The sequence below is a fragment of the Megamonas sp. genome (assembly GCF_986095205.1).
This window is the reverse complement of the sequence record NZ_CFQVBI010000052.1, coordinates 62,768-82,994: the sequence shown is the minus strand read 5'-3', so window position 1 is coordinate 82,994 and position 20,227 is coordinate 62,768. Positions and strand designations below refer to the sequence as shown.

Genomic DNA, 20,227 nt, shown 5'->3' with positions numbered 1-20,227 from the left:
TTAAATTCATTTGAGTATTTAGTCATAAAAAAACTGCACCTCCAAAAGTTGTTTTGTGTCCAACTTTTGGGGTGCAGTTCAATATAAATCTACTGCTTTTTTTATATATCACTTATATTATATTTTTCATCAATTAATATATATTTATAATTATATTGCTTACATATCTCTAAATTACATTTATTTTCTTTTATCAACAATTCTTTTGTACAATAACTATCATCTAAACGCTTTTCAATGATATTCGCTTTTTGTTTTATCGTACTAAAATTATTTTTTATATATTCTTCACTCATAATTAAACAACAATATTTTATTTCTTCTAAATATCTTTGTTTAAAATACCTAATCCAATCTGCTGGAATATAACAGCCTTCAACAATTAAATTTTGTTTATTTTCAATAACAGTTTTTATCATTTCCACAACAATTGACCATAAATATTTAGTCAGTTGCTCATCATCTTCCACTGTTAAATTAGTTTGCCCACTTCTAATCAAACCCATCTTTAAATGATCTATACTTAAATAAGGATACTTATATTTTTCTAATAGTTTTTGTGCAAACAAAGTCTTCCCCGTATGACTAGCACCTGCAATTAAAATTATCATTTATACCTCTACATCTTTATTATCCACAGTTTAAACAAAATATTATCAATAATATACTTTTTGCAAATACAAGCCATTTGCTGGCGCCATCTTCCCTGCTAAAGCTCTATTTTTAGCCTCTATTATTTTTGGCACTTCATGTTTATCCACTCTACCAAGCCCAATATTTATCATCAAACCCATGATATTTCTAACCATATGATATAAAAATCCACTGCCCCAAAATTTAAAAGTATATACATTCTTTTCTTTTGTACAACTAGCTTCATAGATTTCACGAATAGGGCTTGTATCATTTCCGCCAGCAGAACGAAACGAGGAAAAATCATGCTCTCCTTCAATATATTTTAAAGCCTCTTGCATATCTTCTAAATTTAATTTTTTATTTACATGCCAATAAAATCTACTCATAAATGGGTCTGCTAATTCATTTTCAAAAACCTTATAAATATAAATTTTAGATTTTACACTATGTAGTGCACTAAAATCACGGTCAGCTTCTTCTGCCTTTAATAAAACTATATCATCTGGCAACAAGCGATTTCCTGCACGCACTACATTTTGAATAGGAATAGTTCCATCAGTAAAAAAATTCACCACTTGACCTATAGCATGAACACCAGCATCAGTTCTACCTGCTGCCGCTAACTCAATACTATCGCCAAATAATTTAAATAATGCACCCTCTAATACATTTTGCACAGCTACAACTTTAGTCTGTCTTTGAAAACCATGATAATTTGTTCCATCATAACTAAGCGTAAGTTTTATATTACGTCTTCTAGCTTTCATCATTTCCTTATGTTCAGATTTCATTTTCTATCCTCGTTTAATTTTTTATTTTATCGCTTCAAAAAAGAACTAGTCTATTATATACATTTAAAATAAACTAGTTCTTTTAGATTATACATATTTAATTTTATAAAGTAAATAATACCATATGAGGAAAAACTATTTTTATAACTGTCAAAATTAATAAAATCCCTATAAAAGCAGTCATTGCTATATAATCTCTAGAGGCAAAACTCAATTGTTTCAAGCGTGTTCTACCCACTCCGCCATGATAACATCTTGCTTCCATAGCCATAGCCAAATCATCTGCTCTGCGAAAAGCACTAATAAATAATGGTATCAATATTGGCATAAAAGCTTTGACTCTTTTTAAGATATTTCCTGTCATAAAATCAGCACCACGAGATTTTTGAGCTTTTATAATTTTATCCGTTTCTTCCAATAAAGTAGGAATAAAACGAAGTGCTATCGTCATCATCATAGCCAATTCATGAGCAGGCACGCCAAATCTTTTTAATGGCTTCATCAAATCTTCCAAAGCATCAGATAATACAAGTGGTGGCGTTGTAAATGTCAATAAAGATGCTCCAAACATCAATAATAACAATCTAAGACAGACAAAACTACCATTTGCCAATCCTTCCCATGTAATACTGAGCTTCCAAACTTCAAAAATAACTTTTCCTTGTGTCGTAAATAAATGCAAAATAAAAGTAAATAAAATAATCCAAATAATTGGCTTTATGGATATAAAAAACATCTTTAAAGGAATTTTTGACATATACATCAAAGACCCAATTAACACGCACCATATAATATAGTCTAATTGACTATCAAAAACAAAAATCCCCACGATTAAAATAAATAAACTTACGATTTTTAATCTAGCATCTAATTTATGCAATAAAGAATTCGCTGGGAAAAATTGACCAATTTTTATATCAGTTAGCATTTTATCCCTCTCTTTCTCAAAGCTACTAAAATATTATTTAAAGCTTCTTGTTTATTTAAAGCATTTATATCCACATCTAAACCATATTCTTGTATTTTTCGCAATAATTGCATCACTTCTGGCTCTAATAAACCTGCTTGTTCAATTACATCTTTATGTGTAAAAACTTCACGTGGCTCGCCATATATCATTAATTTCCCCTGTCTCATAATAGCTACCTTATCTGCCAAAAGTGCTATATCGTCCATATTATGCGATACCATAATAATTGTCATCTTTTCTTTTTGATGTAATTTTTTCACCTTTTGCAATAAATTCTGTTTAAGTCTAGGGTCAAGACCTGCTGTCGGCTCATCTAAAACTAGATATTTAGGCTTTAATGCTATTATTCCAGCTATTGCCACACGTCTCATCTGCCCGCCACTCAATAAAAAAGGAGATTTATCTTTATACTCCTCATAATCTAATTCTACAAAATCCATTGCATCTTTGACTCTTTGCTTTACTTCATCTTCGCTACAACCAAAATTTCTAGGGCCAAAAGCAATATCTGCAAAAATACTTTCCTCAAATAATTGTTGTTCTGGATATTGAAACACCATACCCACACTACGTCTAGCATTTAAGGTCTTTTTATCCTTCTTTTTATTAATGTCAATTCCATCAATAAAAACTTCACCTCTAGTAGGATTTAATAAACCATTAAAATGTTGCATAAGTGTGGATTTTCCTGAACCTGTATGACCTGCAATAGCTACAAATTCACCTTCATTTATTGTTAAACTAACATTATTTAATGCTTTTTTTTCATATGGCGTATTTTCCATATAAATATGACTTATATTTTTTACCTCTATTGGCATCTTCTCACCACTTTAAAATCTATTTAATATTATTTACATATTAATTGTTGTAATTCTCTAGCTAAATTTTCATTATCAAAAACATTAGCGAGTTTTAAACCTTTTTTCTGCAAAGCATCTACAATATCTACAGCTAAAGGCACACTAAGACCTATTTTCTTTAAATTTTCCTTTTGTTTAAAAATATCTTTTGGCATACCATCTTGTATTATTTTGCCATCATTCATGACAATAATTCTATCTGCCTGCACAGCTTCTTCCATGAAATGTGTAATTATAATAATAGTTATATTATATTTTTCATGTAATTCCTTCAAAGCTTTCATTACAGCATTTCTACCCTGTGGATCAAGCATTGCTGTCGGTTCGTCTAAAACTATACATTGAGTACGCATCGCTATAGCCCCAGCAATAGCAGTCAATTGTTTTTGCCCACCTGATAACAAATGCGGTGGCATCTTACGCAAATGCTCAATATGCAAAGATTTTAAAGCAAATTCTATTCTATCTTTTATTTCTTCACGCTCAAGACCCATATTTTCAGGACCAAAAGCGATATCATCTTCTACTACAGTAGCGATTATTTGATTGTCAGGATTTTGAAATACCATACTTACTTTTTGACGTACTTTCCAAATATCCTCACTATCATCAACTTTCATGCCATCAACAATGCATTCACCTTCACTTGGCAATAATAAGCCATTGAAATGCTTTGCTAGTGTTGACTTGCCTGAACCATTAACGCCAATAATAGCTATAAATTCACCTTTATCGATCTTTAAATTAATATTATCTAACGCTATTTTTTCTGTTTTTTTCTCATCATTTTCCCTAAAAATATGTGTGAGATTTTTCACTTCTATAAAACTCAATATCATCACCTATAAATCTATATAAAAAAATAAGAACTGCAATCAAAATTACAGTTCTTATTATACCCATTTTAAATTGTTAACACAATCACCTTATCAAGTAAACCAAAAATCTATTAATTAAATTTTTAACTTAATTGATAAGGCGAAGGCGGCCCATTTGACCGCCTCACATATCAATAATTCAATGAATTACTAATTCTAAATTATTTTACTAACTCTAAAAGAGCCATTGGAGCAGCGTCACCACGACGTACGCCTAATTTAAGAATACGAGTATAACCACCATTGCGGTCATTATATTTAGGTGCAATTTCATCGAATAATTTTTTTGCAACTTCTTTATCAACAAGTTCAGCAATAACCTGACGGCGAGCACTTAAGTCATCGCGTTTTGCAAGGGTAATGAGTTTTTCAGCAAGACCGCTGATTTCTTTAGCCTTAGCTTCAGTAGTTTCAATGCGTTCATGTTTAAAAAGGGAAACTAGCACACTACGGAATAAAGCTTTACGTGCACTGGAGTTGCGTCCTAATTTACTGTAGCCCATTAGCAGCCTGTCCTTTCCTGTTATTCTTTTTCAGCGAGTGTTAATCCTAATTCCTGTAATTTTTTCTTAACTTCTTCAAGAGATTTACGACCAAGGTTTCTAACTTTAATCATATCATCTTCACTTTTTTGCATTAAATCTGCAACAGTGTTGATTTCAGCTCTCTTCAAGCAGTTGTAAGAACGTACAGATAAATCAAGATCCTCGATTGTCATTTCCATAACTTTAGAAGTATTATCTTCTTCTGGTGTATTGAAAATTCCTTCATCAGCAGGAATATCTTCTACAGAACCACCCATATTCTGGAATAGACGCAAGTGAGTAATCAAAATGCTAGCTGATTTACTTACTGCTTCTTCTGGTTTTATAGAACCATCAGTCCATACTTCTAATGTAAGTTTATCATAGTCGGTAACATTACCAACACGAGTATCTGTTACTGTGTAGTTAACTCTTTGAATAGGAGAGAAGATGGAATCGATAGGGATAATACCAATAACCTGATCTGGTTTTTTATTTTTATCAGCAGGTGTATATCCTCTTCCACGTTCAACTACCATTTCCATTTTCAAAGAACCAGTTTCATCAACAGTAGCAATATGCAAATCTTTATTGAGAATCTCAATATCAGAATCAACAATAATGTCTGCTGCTGTTACTTCTTTTTCACCAGTAACATCTATACGAATGGTATGAGGTTCTTCATCATGCATTTTTAAGCATAATTCTTTTAAGTTTAAGATAATGTTTGTTACATCATCACGAACCCCAGGAATAGTAGAAAATTCATGAAGAACACCATCAATTTTGATAGATGTTATAGCCGCACCCTCTAAAGAAGACAACAAAATACGACGTAAGCTGTTGCCAAGAGTAGTACCATATCCGCGTTCCAATGGTTCACAGACAAATTTACCATAACGGTTGTCTTCACTTATTTCCACAATCTCAATCTTTGGTTTTTCGATTTCGATCATCTGAAACAACCTCCTATTCTATGCGCTATAAAACACAGACATATTATCTGGAGTACAATTCGACAATCGCCTGTTCATCAACTGGAATATCGATTTCGTCGCGGTTAGGGAATCTTGTAACAGAACCGCTAAGATTCTGGATATCAGCAGTAAGCCAAGCTGGTACGTTTAAAGCATTTTTGCTTTCTGCAATTTCTTTGAATAATGCAGTACCACGGCTTTTTTCTTTAACACCGATTACATCGCCAACTTTAATTAAAGCGGAAGGAATGTCAAGACGTTTACCATTAACAGTGATGTGACCATGGGAAACGAGCTGACGAGCCTGACGACGAGTGGATGCAAGACCTAAACGGAAAACAACGTTGTCAATTCTACGTTCGAGAAGACCAAGTAAGTTTTCACCTGTTACGCCTGGCATAGTTTTAGCTTTATCATAATAAGCTCTAAACTGTTTTTCTAATACACCATATATAAATTTAGCTTTTTGTTTTTCTTTTAACTGCATTCCGTATTCGCTTACTTTACGACCAGAACGTTTAGGCTGTCTTTTGGAGCTTTTTGCAAGACCAACTACAGCTGTTTCTAAGCCGAGAGCGCGACATCTTTTCAGAGAAGGAACTCTGTCAATAGCCATATTTCTACTTCAACCTCCTAATTATACTCTTCTACGTTTAGGTGGGCGACAACCATTATGTGGAATTGGAGTAACATCTTTAATCATGTTAACTTCAAGACCAGTTGCCTGTAAAGATCTGATTGCAGCTTCACGACCTGCACCAGGACCTTTTACATATACTTCAACCTGTTTTAAACCATGTTCCATTGCTGCTTTTGCTGCAACTTCTGCTGCCATTTGAGCTGCAAATGGAGTGCTTTTTCTAGAACCTCTGAAACCAAGTCCACCAGCACTAGCCCAGGATAAAGCATTACCATTTTTGTCAGTGATAGTAACAATTGTATTATTGAAAGTCGAACGAATGTGTGCAACACCGTATTCGACATTTTTACGATCTTTTCTCTTTGGACGAGATGTTTTATTTGCTGCCACTTATTAAACCTCCTTCTTCTTAGCCTTTTTTACCCATTACAGTCTTTTTAGGGCCTTTACGAGTACGCGCATTATTTTTTGTGTTCTGACCGCGTACAGGTAAGCCTAAACGATGGCGTCTACCGCGATAGCATCCGATTTCAACCAAACGTTTAATATTTAAAGAAATTTCACGACGAAGGTCACCTTCTACAAGATGATTTTTGTCGATATATTCACGTAACTTAGCAACTTCATCTTCAGTAAGATCACGTGCTCTAGTATCTGGATTAATACCAGTAGCAGCTAAGATATCCTGAGAAGTTTTAAGACCAATACCAAAAATATATGTTAAAGCAATTTCAACTCGTTTATCGCGTGGTAAATCTACACCGGCAATACGTGCCATACAATCAGCACCTCCTTATCCTTGTTTCTGTTTATGTTTAGGATTTTCGCAAATAACCATTACATGACCTTTGCGTTTAATAACTTTACATTTTTCACAAATAGGTTTTACTGATGGTCTAACTTTCACTGCATGTACCTCCTTCTACATTGCTATAATGCCTATCAAATTATAAAAATAGGTCTTATTTAAAACGGTAAGTGATTCGGCCTCTGGTCAAATCATAAGGCGTAAGTTCAATAGTAACTTTATCACCTGGCAGGATGCGGATAAAATTCATACGAATTTTACCAGAAACATGAGCTAGTACAACGTGACCGTTTTCTAACTCTACTTTAAACATTGCGTTAGGCAAAGCTTCTAATACTTTACCTTCAACTTCAATTACATCTTGCTTAGACATGAAATTCTCCTTCAATTAAAGCTTAAGTTGGGCCGAAAACTCTTTGAGGTTTGAATTATCATGCCCATGATATGCCCAAACCTGTCAGTAATCCGTTTTTACAGCAATGCCATGCCCAACATTATTGTTATCTGCCACAGAAAAACATTCCTGTTTACTGCCCGAATATTAATTATAACATATTACAGCGTTTAAATATATCATTATCAGCGATTTTTTTCACACTTTTTTTACAACAGATATATTACCGTATTATATTATCAATTAACTGCGCAAAATTGCAACAATGTCTTGGAATACTTTATCCATTGACTGACTTCCGTCAACTTCTTTGTAAAGTTCTTCTTTTTCATAATAAGAAATAAGAGGCTTTGTCTGTTCTTCATAAACAGAAAGACGATTTTTCATTGTTGCTTCGCTGTCGTCAGCTCTTTGATAAAGGTCACCGCCGCACACGTCACAAATTCCGTCTTTCTTAGATGGCTTAAATTCTACATGATAAGTAGCACCGCATTTTTTACAAATACGACGACCAACTGCTCTTCTGATTAATTCACTTGCTGGAACAGCAACGTTCAAAGCACAGTTAAGTTTTAAACCTAATTCACTTAAAATTTTATCCAAAGCCACAGCTTGTTCTACTGTACGAGGAAAACCATCCAAAATAAATCCTTTTTCGCAGTCAGCTTTAGCTAAACGTTCTTTTACAATACCAATTGTAACTTCATCTGGAACTAATTGTCCAGCATCCATGCAAGCTTTTGCTTGTTTTCCAAGTTCAGTACCTTCTTTTACTGCTGCACGAAACATATCCCCAGTGGAGATATGAGGAATTTTAAATTCTTCTACTAGCCTAGCTGCCTGTGTACCTTTACCAGCACCAGGAGGGCCCATTAAAAGGATGTGCATAAAAATCCTCCTTACTTCATAAAACCTTCATAATGGCGCATTACGACCATTGATTCAATTTGTTTCATCGTATCAAGAGCAACCCCAACTACGATTAATAATGCTGTACCACCGAAATGAATTCCTTCAATATGAGTAGCACCAGCTATCATTGTTGGTAAAATTGCAATGAATGCAAGGAAAAATGCACCCGCTAATGTAATACGTGTCATAATACGGTCTAAATAATCTGCAGTTGCCTGACCTGGACGAATTCCAGGAATAAAACCACCGTATTTTTTCAAATTATCAGCGAGATCCGGAATTTTAAATGTAACCGCAGTGTAAAAATACGTAAAAAATAAAATCAATAATGCATATACAGCACTTTGAAAAGGTGTTCCCCATTGGAAATAATCAGCAATTGTTTTAATCCAAGGAGTTTGTACAAACTGAGCTAAAGTAGCTGGGAACATCAATACTGATGATGCAAAGATGATTGGTATAACGCCGGCCTGATTTACTTTAAGCGGTATATGCGTAGATTGGCCACCGTAAGTTTTACGACCTACAACGCGTTTTGCGTAGGACACCGGAACTCTACGTTGTCCTTGCTGAATGGCAATAACAAAAACAATCATAGCAAGGGCGATTATTGCAAAGAATAACACATTAAAATAGCTTATTGTGCCTGCTTGCAAGTAATTATATATAGTACCCAAATTTTGTGGAAGTGCTGCAACGATACCTGCGAAAATGATAAGCGATATACCATTTCCCACACCATGTGCAGTTATCTGCTCACCAATCCACATGAGGAACACTGTTCCTGCTGTTAGGGTAATTGCAATAATAAGAATTGATGTAATACTAGGATTAATTATGGCCTGTTTAAGACCAATAGACATACCTATAGCTTGTAAAAATGCCAAGACAACAGTCAAATAACGGGTCGTCTTGGTTATCTTTTTATGTCCCTCTTCACCTTCTTTAGACCACTGTTCCAAAGTAGGTACTACTACGGTCAATAATTGAATAATAATTGACGCGTTGATATATGGGGTAATACTCATAGCAAAGAGAGAAAATTTACTTAAAGCACCACCGGAAAATAAATCCAACAAGCCAAACAAGTTACCGCTGTTAAATAACTGTTCAATTACTGAAGGATTTACTCCAGGCACCGGGATATGAGTCCCGAGCCTGAAGACTGCAAACATAATTAGTGTAAATACTATTTTCTGTCGCAATTCGGTGATTTTGAGGATATTGCTAAGAGCTGAAAGCACTTAGATCACCTCTACTTTTCCACCTGCTGCTGTAATTTTTTCTTCAGCAGATTTTGTGAAGCCGTTTGCTACAACAGTTAATTTCTTAGTAATTTCGCCGTTACCAAGAACACGTACACCGTCACAAACGTTTTTAAGGATACCTGCTTCTACTAATGCTGCTGGATCTACTGTTGCGCCATCTTCAAAACGATTTAAAGAAGAAACGTTTACTTCAGCATATTCTTTTGCAAAAATATTTTTGAAGCCGCGTTTTGGCAATCTACGGTATAAAGGCATCTGGCCACCTTCAAAACCTGTACGTACGCCGCCACCAGAACGAGCATTCTGACCTTTATGACCACGTCCGGAAGTTTTACCTAAACCAGAACCTAAACCACGACCAACACGAATACGAACTTTTCTAGAGCCCGGTGCTGGTGATAATTCATGTAATTTCATAACCTGGACACCTCCTCTAAATTATTCGCCGATTTTTTCTACTGTAATAAGATGTTCTACTTTATGAATCATACCTCTAATTGTAGCTGTATCTTCATGTTCTACTGTAGAATTTAATTTACGTAATCCCAAAGCCTGAATTGTTCTTCTCTGAGTTTCAGGTCTGCCGATCAGACTTCTTGTAAGGGTAATTTTCACTTTTGCCATTGAAATATTTCCTCCTTAACCTAAAAGTTCCTGAACGGATTTTCCACGAAGTTCAGCTACGAGCTCAGCTTTTTTAAGCTGTTCTAAACCTTTAATAGTTGCACGAACCATGTTATTAGGGTTAGAAGAACCAAGGGATTTTGTTAAGATATTACCAACACCTGCAAGTTCTAAAACTGCACGAGCTGGACCACCTGCGATAACACCAGTACCTTTTGCAGCTGGTTTTAAGAGCACACGACCTGCACCGAATACACCGAGGCTTTCGTGTGGAATAGTTTTATCTACTAAAGAAACTTCTACAAGATTCTTTTTAGCATCTTCAATGCCTTTTCTGATTGCTTCAGGTACTTCGCTAGCTTTACCGAGACCTGCACCAACATGACCGTTTTTATCGCCTACTACAACAAGAGCGCTGAAAGAAAAGCGACGGCCACCTTTTACAACCTTAGCAACGCGATTAATATACACAACTTTTTCTTCTAATTCAAGTGCGTTAGCGTCAATCTTGGCCATTAATTTACCTCCTGTTCCAATATTAGAATTTTAGACCAGCTTCACGAGCTGCATCTGCTAAAGCTGCTACACGACCATGATATACATAGCCACCGCGGTCAAATACAACTTCAGTAATGCCTTTTTCAAGAGCACGTTTTGCTACAGCTGCACCTACAGCTTTAGCTGCTTCGATGTTACCGCCGTAAGCATTGAAATCTTTATCTTTGGAGCTTGCGGATACTAATGTAACACCATTAACATCATCAATAACTTGAGCATAAATGTTGCTTAAGCTACGGAATACGTTTAAACGAGGTCTTTCAGCTGTGCCAGAAATATGATTACGAACTCTTAAATGACGTTTCTGACGAGCTTTATTTTTATCCTGTTTATTAAACAAAACCAGCCTCTCCTTTCTATTTCTAACTAAAGATTATTATTTCTTAGAACCAGTTTTACCAGCTTTACGACGGATATGTTCGCCTTCGTACTTAATACCTTTTCCTTTGTAAGGTTCAGGTTCTCTGTAAGAACGAATTTTAGCTGCCATAGCGCCAACTGCTTCTTTATCGATACCAGATACAACAATCTTGTTAGGAGCAGGAGCTTCTAATTTGATTCCAACAGGAGGTTCAACAACTACTGGATGGGAAAAACCTAAAGATAAGTTAAGGTTTTTCCCAGCCTGTGCAGCTCTATAACCTACACCATTAATTTCAAGATTTCTTACAAAGCCTTGTGTTACACCTACAACCATGTTGTTGATAAGAGTACGAGTAAGACCATGTAAAGATCTATGCATTTTATCTTCGGATGGACGTTCTACTGTTACAACGCCTTCACCTACTGTAATTTTCATATCTTTATGACAGTCACGGCTAATTTCTCCTTTAGGACCTTTAACCGCTACGTGATTATGTTCATCAACTGTTACAGTAACCCCAGCAGGGATTGTAATCGGTTCTCTACCAATTCTTGACATCTGTACACCTCCTAGTCTAAAACTAATTTTACCATACGTAAGCTAAAACTTCGCCGCCAACACCTTCACGACGTGCTTGTTTATCACTCATAATACCTTTAGAAGTAGAGATGATAGCAATACCAAGACCACCAAGTACGCGAGGTAATTGATCTTTCTTAGCATAAGCACGAAGACCAGGTTTAGAAATACGTTTAATACCAGTGATTACTTGTTCACGGTTTGGACCATATTTCAAGTTAATTGTGATAACACCTTGTTTGTTATCTTCTGCGAAGGAGAAGTCTTTAATGAAACCTTCTTCTTTAAGAACTTCTGCAATAGCCTGTTTAATTTTAGAACCAGGAATTTCAACTTTATCATGAAGTACGGAGTTTGCATTACGCAAACGAGTTAACATATCTGCAATAGGATCAGTCATTCCCATAAATCGATATCCTCCTTTCTTTCAACCTTACCAACTAGCTTTTGTTACGCCAGGGATTGCGCCTTTATAGCTTTGTTCTCTAAAACAAATACGGCACATTTCAAATTTACGCATATAACCATGTGGACGACCACAGATTTTGCATCTGTTATATTTACGAACCTTGAATTTAGGTTCTTGACTCCATTTCTGGACCATTGCCTTTCTGGCCATAGATCAGTATACCTCCTCTTAAGAATTAAGCACTAAACGGCATACCCATTAATTTAAGAAGAGCTCTAGCTTCTTCATCAGTCTTTGCCGTAGTAACAATAATAATATTCATACCATGAATTTTTTCGATTTTATCATATTCGATTTCAGGGAAAATCAATTGTTCTTTAAGACCAACTGAATAGTTTCCGCGACCATCAAAAGCTTTAGGGCTTACGCCACGGAAGTCACGAACTCGAGGCAAAGCGATATTCATAAATTTATCAAGGAACTGATACATACGAGTTCCACGAAGAGTAACTTTAGCGCCAATAGGCATTCCTGCACGTAATTTCCATGCAGCAAGAGATTTTTTCGCACGAGTCAAAACAGGTTTCTGACCAGCGATAATAGTGAGGTCAGCTACAGCAGAATCTAATGCTTTAGAGTTGTGAGCAGCTTCACCAACACCCATACTAATGATAACTTTTTCAATCTTAGGAAGTTGCATTACATTTTTATAACCGAATTTTTCAGTCATAGCAGGAACAACTTCATTGATATATTTTTCTTGTAATCTATCCACCAAGATATCCTCCTTCCTCAATTATTTTGCTTGGTCTAATGCTTCACCGCATTTTTTGCATACACGAACCATTTTACCATCAATTTCTTTTTTCGCAACACGAGTTGCTTTAGAACAAGCTGGGCAAACTACCATAACTTTAGAAGCAAACATAGGAGCTTCTTTTTCAATGATACCGCCGTTTGGAGCTTTCTGATTAGGTTTAGTGTGACGTTTAATTTTGTTAACGCCTTCAACTACAACTTTATCTTTAGCAGGCATAGCCTGAAGGATTTTACCTTGTTTACCTTTATCTTTACCGGATAATACTAAAACTGTATCACCTTTTTTTACATGCAATTTAGCCTGTGACAAATCTTGGCACCTCCTGTCTATTTATTAAATTACTTCTGGTGCCAGTGAAACGATTTTCATGAAATCTTTGTCACGTAATTCTCTGGCTACCGGGCCAAAAATACGAGTTCCGCGTGGAGTTTTATCATCTTTAATAATAACAGCAGCGTTTTCATCAAAGCGGATATAAGAACCGTCAACACGACGTAAACCCTTTTTAGAACGTACTACTACAGCTTTAACAACGTCACCTTTTTTAACCATTCCACCAGGTGAAGCAGATTTAACTGCAGCTACGATTATATCACCAATGTTGGCATATTTACGATAAGAACCGCCCATTACACGGATACACATAATTTCTTTTGCACCAGTGTTATCACCAACATTCAACATTGTTTGTTGCTGAATCATTGCTTTACCTCCTTCTAAAATTCTATATCAAGTAACAAATTATTTTGCTCTTTCAAGAATTTCAACGAGTCTCCAACATTTATCTTTAGATAAAGGACGAGTTTCCATAATAGAAACTGTATCTCCTACGTGAGCTTCGTTGTTTTCATCATGTGCTTTAAATTTAACAGTTTTCTTAACTGATTTTTTATAGAGTGGATGACTTTCAGTATCAACTACAGCAACAACAATAGTTTTTTCCATTTTGTCGCTTACAACTTTACCAACTTTAGTCTTGCGTTCATTTCTAATTTCGCTCATTAAAAGAACCTCCTTCCTTCTGCATATCATTTATTATCTATTAGTCTAATCTTAACTATTAAGCTTTTAATTCTTGTTCGCGTTGAATAGTTTTAATACGAGCAATAGTTTTCTTTACTTCTTTGATACGCATAGGGTTTTCAAGCTGACCTGTAGCAAGCTGGAATCTGAGGTTGAATAATTCTTCTTTAAGCGAAGCAAGTTTCTGGTTAAGTTCGCCAGCACTCATTTCACGTATTTCATTAACCTTCATTTACTTCACCCTCCCCTTGCACTTCACGCTTAACAAATTTTGTTTTGATTGGGAGTTTATGGCTTGCAAGACGCATAGCTTCTTTAGCAACTTCTTCGCTAACGCCGCCCATTTCAAACATAATACGACCTGGTTTAACTACTGCTACCCAGTATTCAGGTGAACCTTTACCGCTACCCATACGAGTTTCAGCAGGTTTTGCAGTTACTGGTTTATCAGGGAAGATTTTAATCCAAACCTGACCACCACGTTTAATATAACGAGTCATCGCAATACGAGCTGCTTCGATCTGACGGTTTGTAATCCATGCAGGTTCGAGAGCTTGTAAACCGAATTCACCATGTACTACAGTATTACCTTTATGAGCTTTACCTTTCATAGTACCACGGAACTGTTTACGGTATTTTACTCTTTTAGGTATTAACATTAATCTTCGCTCCCTTCAACAGCTTCTGCTTGTGCAGCAAGTTTCTTTTCAGGAAGAACTTCACCTTTGAAGATCCATACTTTTACGCCAAGACGGCCATAAGTTGTATGTGCTTCAGCTGTACCATAATCAATATCAGCACGTAAAGTATGAAGTGGAATACTACCTTCACGGTAAGATTCACTACGAGCAATTTCAGCACCGCCGAGACGGCCACCTACTGTTACTTTAATACCTTTTGCACCCATACGAATTGTACGGCTAACAGCCTGTTTCATTGCACGACGGAAAGCAACACGACGTTCGAGCTGAGAAGCGATGTTTTCAGCTACGAGTGTAGCATCCATATCTGGCTGTTTAATTTCTGCGATATTAATATCTACGTGTTTATCAGTGTATTTTTTAAGGCCTTTTTTAAGCTGTTCAATACCAGAACCACCACGGCCGATAACCATACCAGGTTTAGCAGTATGAATAGTTAATCTGAGACGATTTTTAGAACGTTCTGTTTCAATTTTAGATACGCCAGCAACTTTTAAAGTTTCTTTTAAGAAGCTACGAATTTTAATATCTTCGTGTAAGTTAGCAGCGAAATCTTTACCAGCATACCACTTCGCATCCCAAGTTTTTACGATACCAAGGCGCATACCATGTGGATTAACTTTTTGTCCCAAATCTATTCCCTCCTTCTAATTATTTTTCTTTAACTACGATCGTAACATGAGATGTACGTTTTAAGATTTTGAATGCCTGTCCACGGGAACGTGGGTGAATACGTTTAAGGGTAGGTCCCTGATCAACGAATGCTGTAGCCACATAGAGGTTATCAGGATTCATATCAAAATTATTTTCAGCATTTGCTACTGCTGATTTTAAAACTTTATTAATTACATCAGCACCTGCTTTAGGTGTGAATTTCAATATTGCAAACGCGTCAGCTACGTTTTTGCCACGAATAAGATTCATAACAATACGTACTTTACGCGGAGAAATACGGATATATTTTGCTACTGCTTTAGCTTCCACAGTTGTTCCTCCTTTCAACAATTATCTTAAAGATGTACGTCTTTCTTCGCCAGCATGGCCTTTGTAAGTTCTTGTTGGTGCAAATTCACCAAGTTTATGACCAACCATGTCTTCTGTAACATATACAGGTACATGTTTGCGACCATCATGAACTGCAATTGTATGGCCTACAAATGTAGGAAGGATTGTCGAACTGCGGGACCAAGTTTTAACAACTTTTTTGTCATTAGCTGCATTTAAAGCATCAATTTTCTTTTCAAGGCTTTCTGCAACGTAAGGTCCTTTTTTTACTGATCTTGACAAAATATGTCCTCCTTTCATTTTAGAATAAGGTAATCAATTAAGCTACCTTATTCATAAATTTATTATTTACGACGTTTTGCACGACGTTTAACGATGAGTTTATCAGATGCTTTTTTACGGCGAGTTTTAGCACCCATAGCACATTTACCCCATTTAGTAACAGGATGTTTACGTCCAACTGGGCTACGGCCTTCCCCACCACCATGTGGATGGTCATTAGGGTTCATCGCAACACCACGGTTTTCAGGACGAACGCCTAACCAACGGTTACGACCTGCTTTACCAATTGTGAGGTTTTCATGTTCTAAGTTACCAATCTGACCGATTGTTGCACGGCAATTGATATGAATTTTACGGATTTCACCAGATGGCATACGTAAGAGAGCATAGTTGCCTTCTTTAGCCATAAGCTGAGCAGCTGCACCAGCGGAACGAACCATCTGACCGCCTTTACCGATTTTCATTTCAATGTTGTGTACTAATGTACCAAGTGGAATATTAGCAAGTGGTAATGCATTACCTACTTTAATATCTGCTTCTGGACCGGATACAATCTGGTCACCAACTTTTAATCCATCTGGAGCTAAGATGTAACGTTTCTCACCATCGAAATAGTTAAGAAGTGCGATACGAGCGCTACGGTTTGGATCATATTCTATAGTAGCAACGCGTGCTGGAACACCATCTTTATTACGTTTGAAATCGATTACACGATATAAACGTTTGTGTCCGCCGCCTTGATGTCTTACTGTTAAACGGCCCTGGAAGTTACGACCACCGTTCTTTTTAAGACTTTCAACCAAGGATTTCTCAGGTTTTTTTGCTGTAATTTCTTCGAAAGAAGAAACAGTCATAAATCTTCTACCTGCAGAATAAGGTTTAAAACTCTTTACTGCCACTTAATTAACCTCCTTTTTATTTTTTACTTAAGCTTGGAAGAACTCGATAGTTTCTCCAGCTGCAAGTTTTACGATTGCTTTTTTATAGTCAGAACGTTTGCCAAGATTACGGCCCATACGTTTTACTTTACCAAGAACGTTAACTGTATTTACGGATTCAACTTTTACGTTGAAGATAGTAGATACTGCTTTGGCAATTTCAATTTTGTTAGCTTCTTTAGCAACTACAAATACGTATTTGCCTTCTTCCATCAATTCAGTTGTCATTTCTGTAACAAGCGGTCTGATAATGATATCTCTAGCTTCCATTATGCTAATACCTCCTCAATACGTGTAATAGCATCTTTAGTAATGAAGAGTTTGTTATGATTTAAGATATCATATACATTTAATCCGCAAGAACTGATAGCTTTTACACCAGGGATATTGCGAGAAGATTTCTCTACGTTTTCTACTACATCAGCAGTAACGATAAGAGCTTTCTCTGCAACGTTGAAATCGCTCATCATTTTTACAACTTCTTTTGTTTTAGGAGCTGCGAAATCTAAGCTTTCTAATACAATGAAATCACCATTGTTTACTTTATCTGTTAAAGCGCATTTAATTGCTAAACGACGCTGTTTACGAGGCATTCTGAATGCATAGGAACGAGGAGATGGACCAAAAACTGTACCACCGCCTACCCAAAGTGGGGAACGGGTGCTTCCGCTACGAGCACGACCTGTACCTTTTTGTTTCCAAGGTTTACGACCGCCACCGCGTACTAAACCTCTAGTTTTTGTTGCATGCGTTCCTAAACGCTGAGCTGCCAACTGCATTACAACTGCTTGATGAACAAGACCTTCGTTAACTTCAACGCCAAATACGCTTTCATTTAATTCGATATCACCGATCTGCTGGCCGGCAACTGTATAAACTGCTACTTTAGGCATAATATAGCATATCCTCCTTCCAATTATTATTTCTTAGGTTTAACTGTATCTTTAATTACAACAAAGCTATTTTTAGCACCAGGAATAGCACCTTTGATTAAAATAAGGTTACGGTCTGCATCAACACGTACAACGCTTAAACGCTGAACTGTAACTTTAGCGCCACCCATACGGCCTGGTAATTTTTTACCTTTTAGTACACGTCCACCATGACCAGAAATCATAGCACCTGTAGAACCTGGTTCACGATGAGATTTAGAACCGTGACCCATAGGACCTCTAGCAAAGTTATGACGTTTAATACCGCCGGCAAAACCTTTACCTTTGGAAGTACCAGTAACATCAACTAAATCACCGGCACCAAATATGTCAACGCTGATGGAGTCACCAGCTTTATATTCAGGAACATCTGCAAGGCGTAATTCACGAATAAATTTTACTGGTTCAACGCCAGCTTTTGCGAAATGGCCTTTCATTGGTTTAGTTACATTTTTTTCTTTAACTGTTCCAAAGCCAATCTGAACGGCATTGTAGCCATCAGTTTCAACAGTTTTGCTCTGAAGAACAACATTTTTACCGGATTCTACAACTGTAACAGGAACTACTTTACCTTCTTCAGTAAAGATTTGAGTCATGCCAAGTTTTTTACCTAAAATTACTTTTGCCATCTATTGCCACCTCCTCTTACAATTTAATTTCGATATCCACACCTGCTGGCAAATCTAAACGCATTAAAGCGTCAACAGTTTTAGATGTTGGTTCTAAAATATCAATAAGACGTTTGTGAGTTCTCATTTCGAACTGTTCACGAGAGTCTTTATTAACATGTGGAGATCTTAAAATTGTAAAAATATTTTTTTCGGTAGGCAATGGAATAGGACCAGATACCATTGCACCTGTTCTTTTAGCTGTTTCAACAATTTTAACGGAGCTCTGATCAAGTGCTTTATGATCATATGCTTTTAAACGAATTCTGATTTTCTGCTGTTTAGCCAAATTATTTTCCTCCTTGTCGCCCAGATTCATGACCCGGACAATTTCTCCACGCCAGTTCCCTTGCCTTATGCAAGCAATCTGCCGCGTCATCGCATTTTAAAAGAACTTTATATAAGGGCAGCAAAATGCCGCCCTTATACAAATTAATTATTAAAAGTAATAAGCTTAAGCTTGAAATTATTCGTCGATTTCGATTACACGACCAGCGCCTACTGTATGGCCACCTTCACGAATAGCGAAGCGAAGACCTTTTTCAATAGCGATTGGAGTGATAAGTTCGATAGACATTTCAATGTTATCGCCAGGCATAACCATTTCAGTACCTTCTGGAAGAGTTACAACACCAGTAACGTCAGTAGTACGGAAATAGAACTGTGGACGATAGTTGGAGAAGAATGGAGTATGACGTCCACCTTCTTCTTTAGTAAGAACGTAAACCTGAGCTTTGAATTTTTTGTGTGGATGAATAGTACCAGGTTTAGCAAGTACTTGACCACGTTCAATTTCTTTACGGTCTACACCACGAAGTAATGCACCGATGTTGTCACCAGCAACAGCGCTATCAAGCATTTTGCGGAACATTTCGATACCAGTTACAGTAGTGGATTTCTTTTCTTCAGAAAGACCAACGATTTCAACAGTGTCACCAAGTTTGAGTTCACCACGTTCTACACGGCCAGTAGCAACTGTACCACGACCAGTGATTGTGAATACGTCTTCAACTGGCATTAAGAATGGTTTATCAGTGTCACGAGTTGGAGTTGGGATATAATCATCAACAGCTTGCATTAATTCAAGAATTTTTTCTTTAGCAGCTGCATCGCCTTCAAGAGCTTGAAGAGCGGAACCAGTTACTACAGGGATATCATCACCTGGGAAGTCATAGCTGGAAAGAAGTTCACGAACTTCCATTTCAACGAGTTCGAGAAGTTCAGGATCGTCAACCTGGTCAGCTTTGTTAAGGAATACAACGATTGCAGGAACACCAACCTGACGAGCAAGAAGAATGTGTTCACGAGTCTGTGGCATAGGGCCATCAGCAGCGCTAACAACGAGGATAGCACCGTCCATCTGAGCAGCACCAGTGATCATGTTTTTAACATAGTCAGCATGGCCTGGGCAGTCAACGTGTGCATAGTGTCTGCTGTCAGTTTCATATTCAACGTGTGCAGTGTTAATTGTAATACCACGTTCACGTTCTTCTGGAGCTTTATCAATCATGCTGTAATCTTCGAACTGAGCCATACCTTTTTCAGATAAAACTTTAGTGATAGCAGCAGTTAAAGTAGTTTTACCATGGTCAACGTGACCGATTGTACCAATGTTTACATGTGGTTTAGTTCTTTCAAACTTCTGTTTAGCCATTTAATTAAT

General features: G+C 36.6%; 36 protein-coding genes. All 36 read right to left on the bottom strand.

Features of this window, described 5'->3' with window-relative positions; all coding sequences use genetic code 11:
- Nucleotides 1-101 precede the first annotated feature (101 nt).
- Entirely contained in the window at nucleotides 102-611 is a 510-nt protein-coding gene (locus tag AC5LAX_RS07610) for a P-loop nucleotide/nucleoside kinase family protein (RefSeq protein ID WP_288909554.1), read from the bottom strand.
- A gap of 45 nt (nucleotides 612-656) precedes the next feature.
- Nucleotides 657-1,427: a tRNA pseudouridine(38-40) synthase TruA gene (gene truA / locus AC5LAX_RS07605; RefSeq protein WP_117463779.1), complete on the bottom strand. Its 771-nt coding sequence runs from the start codon at nucleotides 1,425-1,427 to the stop codon at nucleotides 657-659.
- 103 nt (nucleotides 1,428-1,530) lie between these two features.
- Nucleotides 1,531-2,355 carry an energy-coupling factor transporter transmembrane component T family protein gene (locus tag AC5LAX_RS07600; protein ID WP_118036078.1) on the bottom strand — a complete coding sequence of 275 codons (825 nt, stop codon included), beginning with the start codon at nucleotides 2,353-2,355 and terminating at the stop codon, nucleotides 1,531-1,533.
- Entirely contained in the window at nucleotides 2,349-3,218 is an 870-nt protein-coding gene (locus AC5LAX_RS07595; RefSeq protein ID WP_288909555.1) for an energy-coupling factor transporter ATPase, read from the bottom strand. Before AC5LAX_RS07595 ends, AC5LAX_RS07600 begins: the two co-directional genes overlap by 7 nt.
- Nucleotides 3,219-3,247: 29 nt before the next feature.
- Nucleotides 3,248-4,099, bottom strand: coding sequence for an energy-coupling factor transporter ATPase (locus tag AC5LAX_RS07590; protein ID WP_181971429.1), 852 nt, complete (start codon nucleotides 4,097-4,099; stop codon nucleotides 3,248-3,250).
- 200 nt (nucleotides 4,100-4,299) lie between these two features.
- A complete protein-coding gene (rplQ, locus tag AC5LAX_RS07585; RefSeq protein ID WP_008538845.1) occupies nucleotides 4,300-4,641 on the bottom strand; it encodes a 50S ribosomal protein L17 in 342 nt (113 codons plus the stop codon).
- Nucleotides 4,642-4,661: 20 nt separating this feature from the next.
- Entirely contained in the window at nucleotides 4,662-5,618 is a 957-nt protein-coding gene (locus AC5LAX_RS07580) for a DNA-directed RNA polymerase subunit alpha (protein ID WP_008538846.1), read from the bottom strand.
- A gap of 43 nt (nucleotides 5,619-5,661) precedes the next feature.
- Nucleotides 5,662-6,255 carry a 30S ribosomal protein S4 gene (gene rpsD, locus AC5LAX_RS07575; protein ID WP_008538847.1) on the bottom strand — a complete coding sequence of 198 codons (594 nt, stop codon included), beginning with the start codon at nucleotides 6,253-6,255 and terminating at the stop codon, nucleotides 5,662-5,664.
- A gap of 21 nt (nucleotides 6,256-6,276) precedes the next feature.
- Nucleotides 6,277-6,669, bottom strand: a complete 393-nt coding sequence (gene rpsK, locus AC5LAX_RS07570) for a 30S ribosomal protein S11 (protein WP_018998532.1) — start codon at nucleotides 6,667-6,669, stop codon at nucleotides 6,277-6,279.
- 19 nt (nucleotides 6,670-6,688) lie between these two features.
- Nucleotides 6,689-7,057: a 30S ribosomal protein S13 gene (gene rpsM / locus AC5LAX_RS07565; protein ID WP_015562925.1), complete on the bottom strand. Its 369-nt coding sequence runs from the start codon at nucleotides 7,055-7,057 to the stop codon at nucleotides 6,689-6,691.
- Between the two features lie 15 nt (nucleotides 7,058-7,072).
- Entirely contained in the window at nucleotides 7,073-7,186 is a 114-nt protein-coding gene (gene rpmJ / locus AC5LAX_RS07560; RefSeq protein ID WP_004092858.1) for a 50S ribosomal protein L36, read from the bottom strand.
- Nucleotides 7,187-7,241: 55 nt separating this feature from the next.
- Nucleotides 7,242-7,460, bottom strand: a complete 219-nt coding sequence (infA, locus tag AC5LAX_RS07555; protein ID WP_008538853.1) for a translation initiation factor IF-1 — start codon at nucleotides 7,458-7,460, stop codon at nucleotides 7,242-7,244.
- Between the two features lie 264 nt (nucleotides 7,461-7,724).
- Entirely contained in the window at nucleotides 7,725-8,369 is a 645-nt protein-coding gene (locus AC5LAX_RS07550; RefSeq protein WP_018998533.1) for an adenylate kinase, read from the bottom strand.
- A gap of 11 nt (nucleotides 8,370-8,380) precedes the next feature.
- Nucleotides 8,381-9,637 (bottom strand): preprotein translocase subunit SecY, encoded by a 1,257-nt coding sequence (secY, locus tag AC5LAX_RS07545; RefSeq protein WP_008538855.1) that lies wholly within the window; start codon nucleotides 9,635-9,637, stop codon nucleotides 8,381-8,383.
- On the bottom strand, nucleotides 9,638-10,078 hold the full coding sequence (gene rplO, locus AC5LAX_RS07540; RefSeq protein WP_008538856.1) for a 50S ribosomal protein L15: 441 nt from the start codon (nucleotides 10,076-10,078) through the stop codon (nucleotides 9,638-9,640).
- Between the two features lie 21 nt (nucleotides 10,079-10,099).
- The gene (gene rpmD / locus AC5LAX_RS07535) at nucleotides 10,100-10,285 is read right to left on the bottom strand and encodes a 50S ribosomal protein L30 (protein ID WP_008538857.1); all 186 of its coding nucleotides are present in this window, start codon (nucleotides 10,283-10,285) and stop codon (nucleotides 10,100-10,102) included.
- A 15-nt stretch (nucleotides 10,286-10,300) separates the two neighbouring features.
- Nucleotides 10,301-10,801 carry a 30S ribosomal protein S5 gene (gene rpsE / locus AC5LAX_RS07530; RefSeq protein ID WP_008538858.1) on the bottom strand — a complete coding sequence of 167 codons (501 nt, stop codon included), beginning with the start codon at nucleotides 10,799-10,801 and terminating at the stop codon, nucleotides 10,301-10,303.
- A 22-nt stretch (nucleotides 10,802-10,823) separates the two neighbouring features.
- On the bottom strand, nucleotides 10,824-11,183 hold the full coding sequence (rplR, locus tag AC5LAX_RS07525) for a 50S ribosomal protein L18 (RefSeq protein ID WP_008538859.1): 360 nt from the start codon (nucleotides 11,181-11,183) through the stop codon (nucleotides 10,824-10,826).
- Nucleotides 11,184-11,219: 36 nt separating this feature from the next.
- Nucleotides 11,220-11,765: a 50S ribosomal protein L6 gene (gene rplF, locus AC5LAX_RS07520; protein WP_008538860.1), complete on the bottom strand. Its 546-nt coding sequence runs from the start codon at nucleotides 11,763-11,765 to the stop codon at nucleotides 11,220-11,222.
- A 28-nt stretch (nucleotides 11,766-11,793) separates the two neighbouring features.
- On the bottom strand, nucleotides 11,794-12,192 hold the full coding sequence (gene rpsH / locus AC5LAX_RS07515) for a 30S ribosomal protein S8 (RefSeq protein ID WP_008538862.1): 399 nt from the start codon (nucleotides 12,190-12,192) through the stop codon (nucleotides 11,794-11,796).
- Between the two features lie 27 nt (nucleotides 12,193-12,219).
- Complete coding sequence (locus AC5LAX_RS07510) at nucleotides 12,220-12,405, bottom strand: type Z 30S ribosomal protein S14 (RefSeq protein ID WP_008538864.1); 186 nt, start codon at nucleotides 12,403-12,405, stop codon at nucleotides 12,220-12,222.
- 25 nt (nucleotides 12,406-12,430) lie between these two features.
- Nucleotides 12,431-12,970 carry a 50S ribosomal protein L5 gene (gene rplE / locus AC5LAX_RS07505; RefSeq protein WP_008538865.1) on the bottom strand — a complete coding sequence of 180 codons (540 nt, stop codon included), beginning with the start codon at nucleotides 12,968-12,970 and terminating at the stop codon, nucleotides 12,431-12,433.
- A 21-nt stretch (nucleotides 12,971-12,991) separates the two neighbouring features.
- Complete coding sequence (gene rplX, locus AC5LAX_RS07500) at nucleotides 12,992-13,324, bottom strand: 50S ribosomal protein L24 (protein WP_008538867.1); 333 nt, start codon at nucleotides 13,322-13,324, stop codon at nucleotides 12,992-12,994.
- Nucleotides 13,325-13,348: 24 nt separating this feature from the next.
- On the bottom strand, nucleotides 13,349-13,717 hold the full coding sequence (gene rplN / locus AC5LAX_RS07495) for a 50S ribosomal protein L14 (RefSeq protein ID WP_008538869.1): 369 nt from the start codon (nucleotides 13,715-13,717) through the stop codon (nucleotides 13,349-13,351).
- Nucleotides 13,718-13,756: 39 nt separating this feature from the next.
- Entirely contained in the window at nucleotides 13,757-14,017 is a 261-nt protein-coding gene (gene rpsQ / locus AC5LAX_RS07490; protein WP_115150982.1) for a 30S ribosomal protein S17, read from the bottom strand.
- A 58-nt stretch (nucleotides 14,018-14,075) separates the two neighbouring features.
- A complete protein-coding gene (gene rpmC / locus AC5LAX_RS07485) occupies nucleotides 14,076-14,270 on the bottom strand; it encodes a 50S ribosomal protein L29 (RefSeq protein ID WP_008538872.1) in 195 nt (64 codons plus the stop codon).
- Nucleotides 14,260-14,697: a 50S ribosomal protein L16 gene (gene rplP, locus AC5LAX_RS07480; RefSeq protein WP_008538873.1), complete on the bottom strand. Its 438-nt coding sequence runs from the start codon at nucleotides 14,695-14,697 to the stop codon at nucleotides 14,260-14,262. The genes rpmC and rplP overlap by 11 nt, the downstream gene beginning before the upstream one ends.
- Complete coding sequence (gene rpsC / locus AC5LAX_RS07475) at nucleotides 14,697-15,371, bottom strand: 30S ribosomal protein S3 (protein WP_008538874.1); 675 nt, start codon at nucleotides 15,369-15,371, stop codon at nucleotides 14,697-14,699. The genes rplP and rpsC overlap by 1 nt, the downstream gene beginning before the upstream one ends.
- Nucleotides 15,372-15,390: 19 nt before the next feature.
- On the bottom strand, nucleotides 15,391-15,723 hold the full coding sequence (gene rplV, locus AC5LAX_RS07470) for a 50S ribosomal protein L22 (protein WP_008538875.1): 333 nt from the start codon (nucleotides 15,721-15,723) through the stop codon (nucleotides 15,391-15,393).
- A 21-nt stretch (nucleotides 15,724-15,744) separates the two neighbouring features.
- Entirely contained in the window at nucleotides 15,745-16,026 is a 282-nt protein-coding gene (gene rpsS, locus AC5LAX_RS07465) for a 30S ribosomal protein S19 (RefSeq protein WP_008538876.1), read from the bottom strand.
- Nucleotides 16,027-16,088: 62 nt separating this feature from the next.
- Nucleotides 16,089-16,925 carry a 50S ribosomal protein L2 gene (gene rplB / locus AC5LAX_RS07460; RefSeq protein ID WP_008538877.1) on the bottom strand — a complete coding sequence of 279 codons (837 nt, stop codon included), beginning with the start codon at nucleotides 16,923-16,925 and terminating at the stop codon, nucleotides 16,089-16,091.
- 27 nt (nucleotides 16,926-16,952) lie between these two features.
- Complete coding sequence (rplW, locus tag AC5LAX_RS07455; protein ID WP_008538878.1) at nucleotides 16,953-17,234, bottom strand: 50S ribosomal protein L23; 282 nt, start codon at nucleotides 17,232-17,234, stop codon at nucleotides 16,953-16,955.
- On the bottom strand, nucleotides 17,234-17,857 hold the full coding sequence (gene rplD / locus AC5LAX_RS07450; RefSeq protein WP_008538879.1) for a 50S ribosomal protein L4: 624 nt from the start codon (nucleotides 17,855-17,857) through the stop codon (nucleotides 17,234-17,236). Before rplD ends, rplW begins: the two co-directional genes overlap by 1 nt.
- 26 nt (nucleotides 17,858-17,883) lie before the next feature.
- On the bottom strand, nucleotides 17,884-18,525 hold the full coding sequence (rplC, locus tag AC5LAX_RS07445; RefSeq protein ID WP_008538881.1) for a 50S ribosomal protein L3: 642 nt from the start codon (nucleotides 18,523-18,525) through the stop codon (nucleotides 17,884-17,886).
- A 16-nt stretch (nucleotides 18,526-18,541) separates the two neighbouring features.
- Nucleotides 18,542-18,853 carry a 30S ribosomal protein S10 gene (rpsJ, locus tag AC5LAX_RS07440; RefSeq protein WP_008538883.1) on the bottom strand — a complete coding sequence of 104 codons (312 nt, stop codon included), beginning with the start codon at nucleotides 18,851-18,853 and terminating at the stop codon, nucleotides 18,542-18,544.
- A 177-nt stretch (nucleotides 18,854-19,030) separates the two neighbouring features.
- On the bottom strand, nucleotides 19,031-20,218 hold the full coding sequence (gene tuf, locus AC5LAX_RS07435; protein ID WP_018998534.1) for an elongation factor Tu: 1,188 nt from the start codon (nucleotides 20,216-20,218) through the stop codon (nucleotides 19,031-19,033).
- Nucleotides 20,219-20,227 lie beyond the last annotated feature (9 nt).

What these genes read in the sequence shown, in the direction of transcription:
- rplD (WP_008538879.1), bottom strand. Translation starts at nt 17,857, where the DNA reads ATGCCTAAAGTAGCAGTTTATACAGTTGCCGGCCAGCAGATCGGTGAT.
- rpmD (WP_008538857.1), bottom strand. Translation starts at nt 10,285, where the DNA reads ATGGCAAAAGTGAAAATTACCCTTACAAGAAGTCTGATCGGCAGACCT.
- tuf (WP_018998534.1), bottom strand. Translation starts at nt 20,218, where the DNA reads ATGGCTAAACAGAAGTTTGAAAGAACTAAACCACATGTAAACATTGGT.
- infA (WP_008538853.1), bottom strand. Translation starts at nt 7,460, where the DNA reads ATGTCTAAGCAAGATGTAATTGAAGTTGAAGGTAAAGTATTAGAAGCT.
- rplQ (WP_008538845.1), bottom strand. Translation starts at nt 4,641, where the DNA reads ATGGGCTACAGTAAATTAGGACGCAACTCCAGTGCACGTAAAGCTTTA.
- rplF (WP_008538860.1), bottom strand. Translation starts at nt 11,765, where the DNA reads ATGTCAAGAATTGGTAGAGAACCGATTACAATCCCTGCTGGGGTTACT.
- rpmC (WP_008538872.1), bottom strand. Translation starts at nt 14,270, where the DNA reads ATGAAGGTTAATGAAATACGTGAAATGAGTGCTGGCGAACTTAACCAG.
- rpsH (WP_008538862.1), bottom strand. Translation starts at nt 12,192, where the DNA reads ATGGGAATGACTGATCCTATTGCAGATATGTTAACTCGTTTGCGTAAT.
- AC5LAX_RS07590 (WP_181971429.1), bottom strand. Translation starts at nt 4,099, where the DNA reads ATGATATTGAGTTTTATAGAAGTGAAAAATCTCACACATATTTTTAGG.
- AC5LAX_RS07580 (WP_008538846.1), bottom strand. Translation starts at nt 5,618, where the DNA reads ATGATCGAAATCGAAAAACCAAAGATTGAGATTGTGGAAATAAGTGAA.
- rplO (WP_008538856.1), bottom strand. Translation starts at nt 10,078, where the DNA reads ATGAAATTACATGAATTATCACCAGCACCGGGCTCTAGAAAAGTTCGT.
- rplN (WP_008538869.1), bottom strand. Translation starts at nt 13,717, where the DNA reads ATGATTCAGCAACAAACAATGTTGAATGTTGGTGATAACACTGGTGCA.
- rpsE (WP_008538858.1), bottom strand. Translation starts at nt 10,801, where the DNA reads ATGGCCAAGATTGACGCTAACGCACTTGAATTAGAAGAAAAAGTTGTG.
- rplW (WP_008538878.1), bottom strand. Translation starts at nt 17,234, where the DNA reads ATGGAAGCTAGAGATATCATTATCAGACCGCTTGTTACAGAAATGACA.
- rpsM (WP_015562925.1), bottom strand. Translation starts at nt 7,057, where the DNA reads ATGGCACGTATTGCCGGTGTAGATTTACCACGCGATAAACGAGTTGAA.
- truA (WP_117463779.1), bottom strand. Translation starts at nt 1,427, where the DNA reads ATGAAATCTGAACATAAGGAAATGATGAAAGCTAGAAGACGTAATATA.
- AC5LAX_RS07550 (WP_018998533.1), bottom strand. Translation starts at nt 8,369, where the DNA reads ATGCACATCCTTTTAATGGGCCCTCCTGGTGCTGGTAAAGGTACACAG.
- AC5LAX_RS07610 (WP_288909554.1), bottom strand. Translation starts at nt 611, where the DNA reads ATGATAATTTTAATTGCAGGTGCTAGTCATACGGGGAAGACTTTGTTT.
- rpsQ (WP_115150982.1), bottom strand. Translation starts at nt 14,017, where the DNA reads ATGAGCGAAATTAGAAATGAACGCAAGACTAAAGTTGGTAAAGTTGTA.
- AC5LAX_RS07510 (WP_008538864.1), bottom strand. Translation starts at nt 12,405, where the DNA reads ATGGCCAGAAAGGCAATGGTCCAGAAATGGAGTCAAGAACCTAAATTC.
- rpsD (WP_008538847.1), bottom strand. Translation starts at nt 6,255, where the DNA reads ATGGCTATTGACAGAGTTCCTTCTCTGAAAAGATGTCGCGCTCTCGGC.
- AC5LAX_RS07595 (WP_288909555.1), bottom strand. Translation starts at nt 3,218, where the DNA reads ATGCCAATAGAGGTAAAAAATATAAGTCATATTTATATGGAAAATACG.
- rplP (WP_008538873.1), bottom strand. Translation starts at nt 14,697, where the DNA reads ATGTTAATACCTAAAAGAGTAAAATACCGTAAACAGTTCCGTGGTACT.
- rplC (WP_008538881.1), bottom strand. Translation starts at nt 18,525, where the DNA reads ATGGCAAAAGTAATTTTAGGTAAAAAACTTGGCATGACTCAAATCTTT.
- AC5LAX_RS07600 (WP_118036078.1), bottom strand. Translation starts at nt 2,355, where the DNA reads ATGCTAACTGATATAAAAATTGGTCAATTTTTCCCAGCGAATTCTTTA.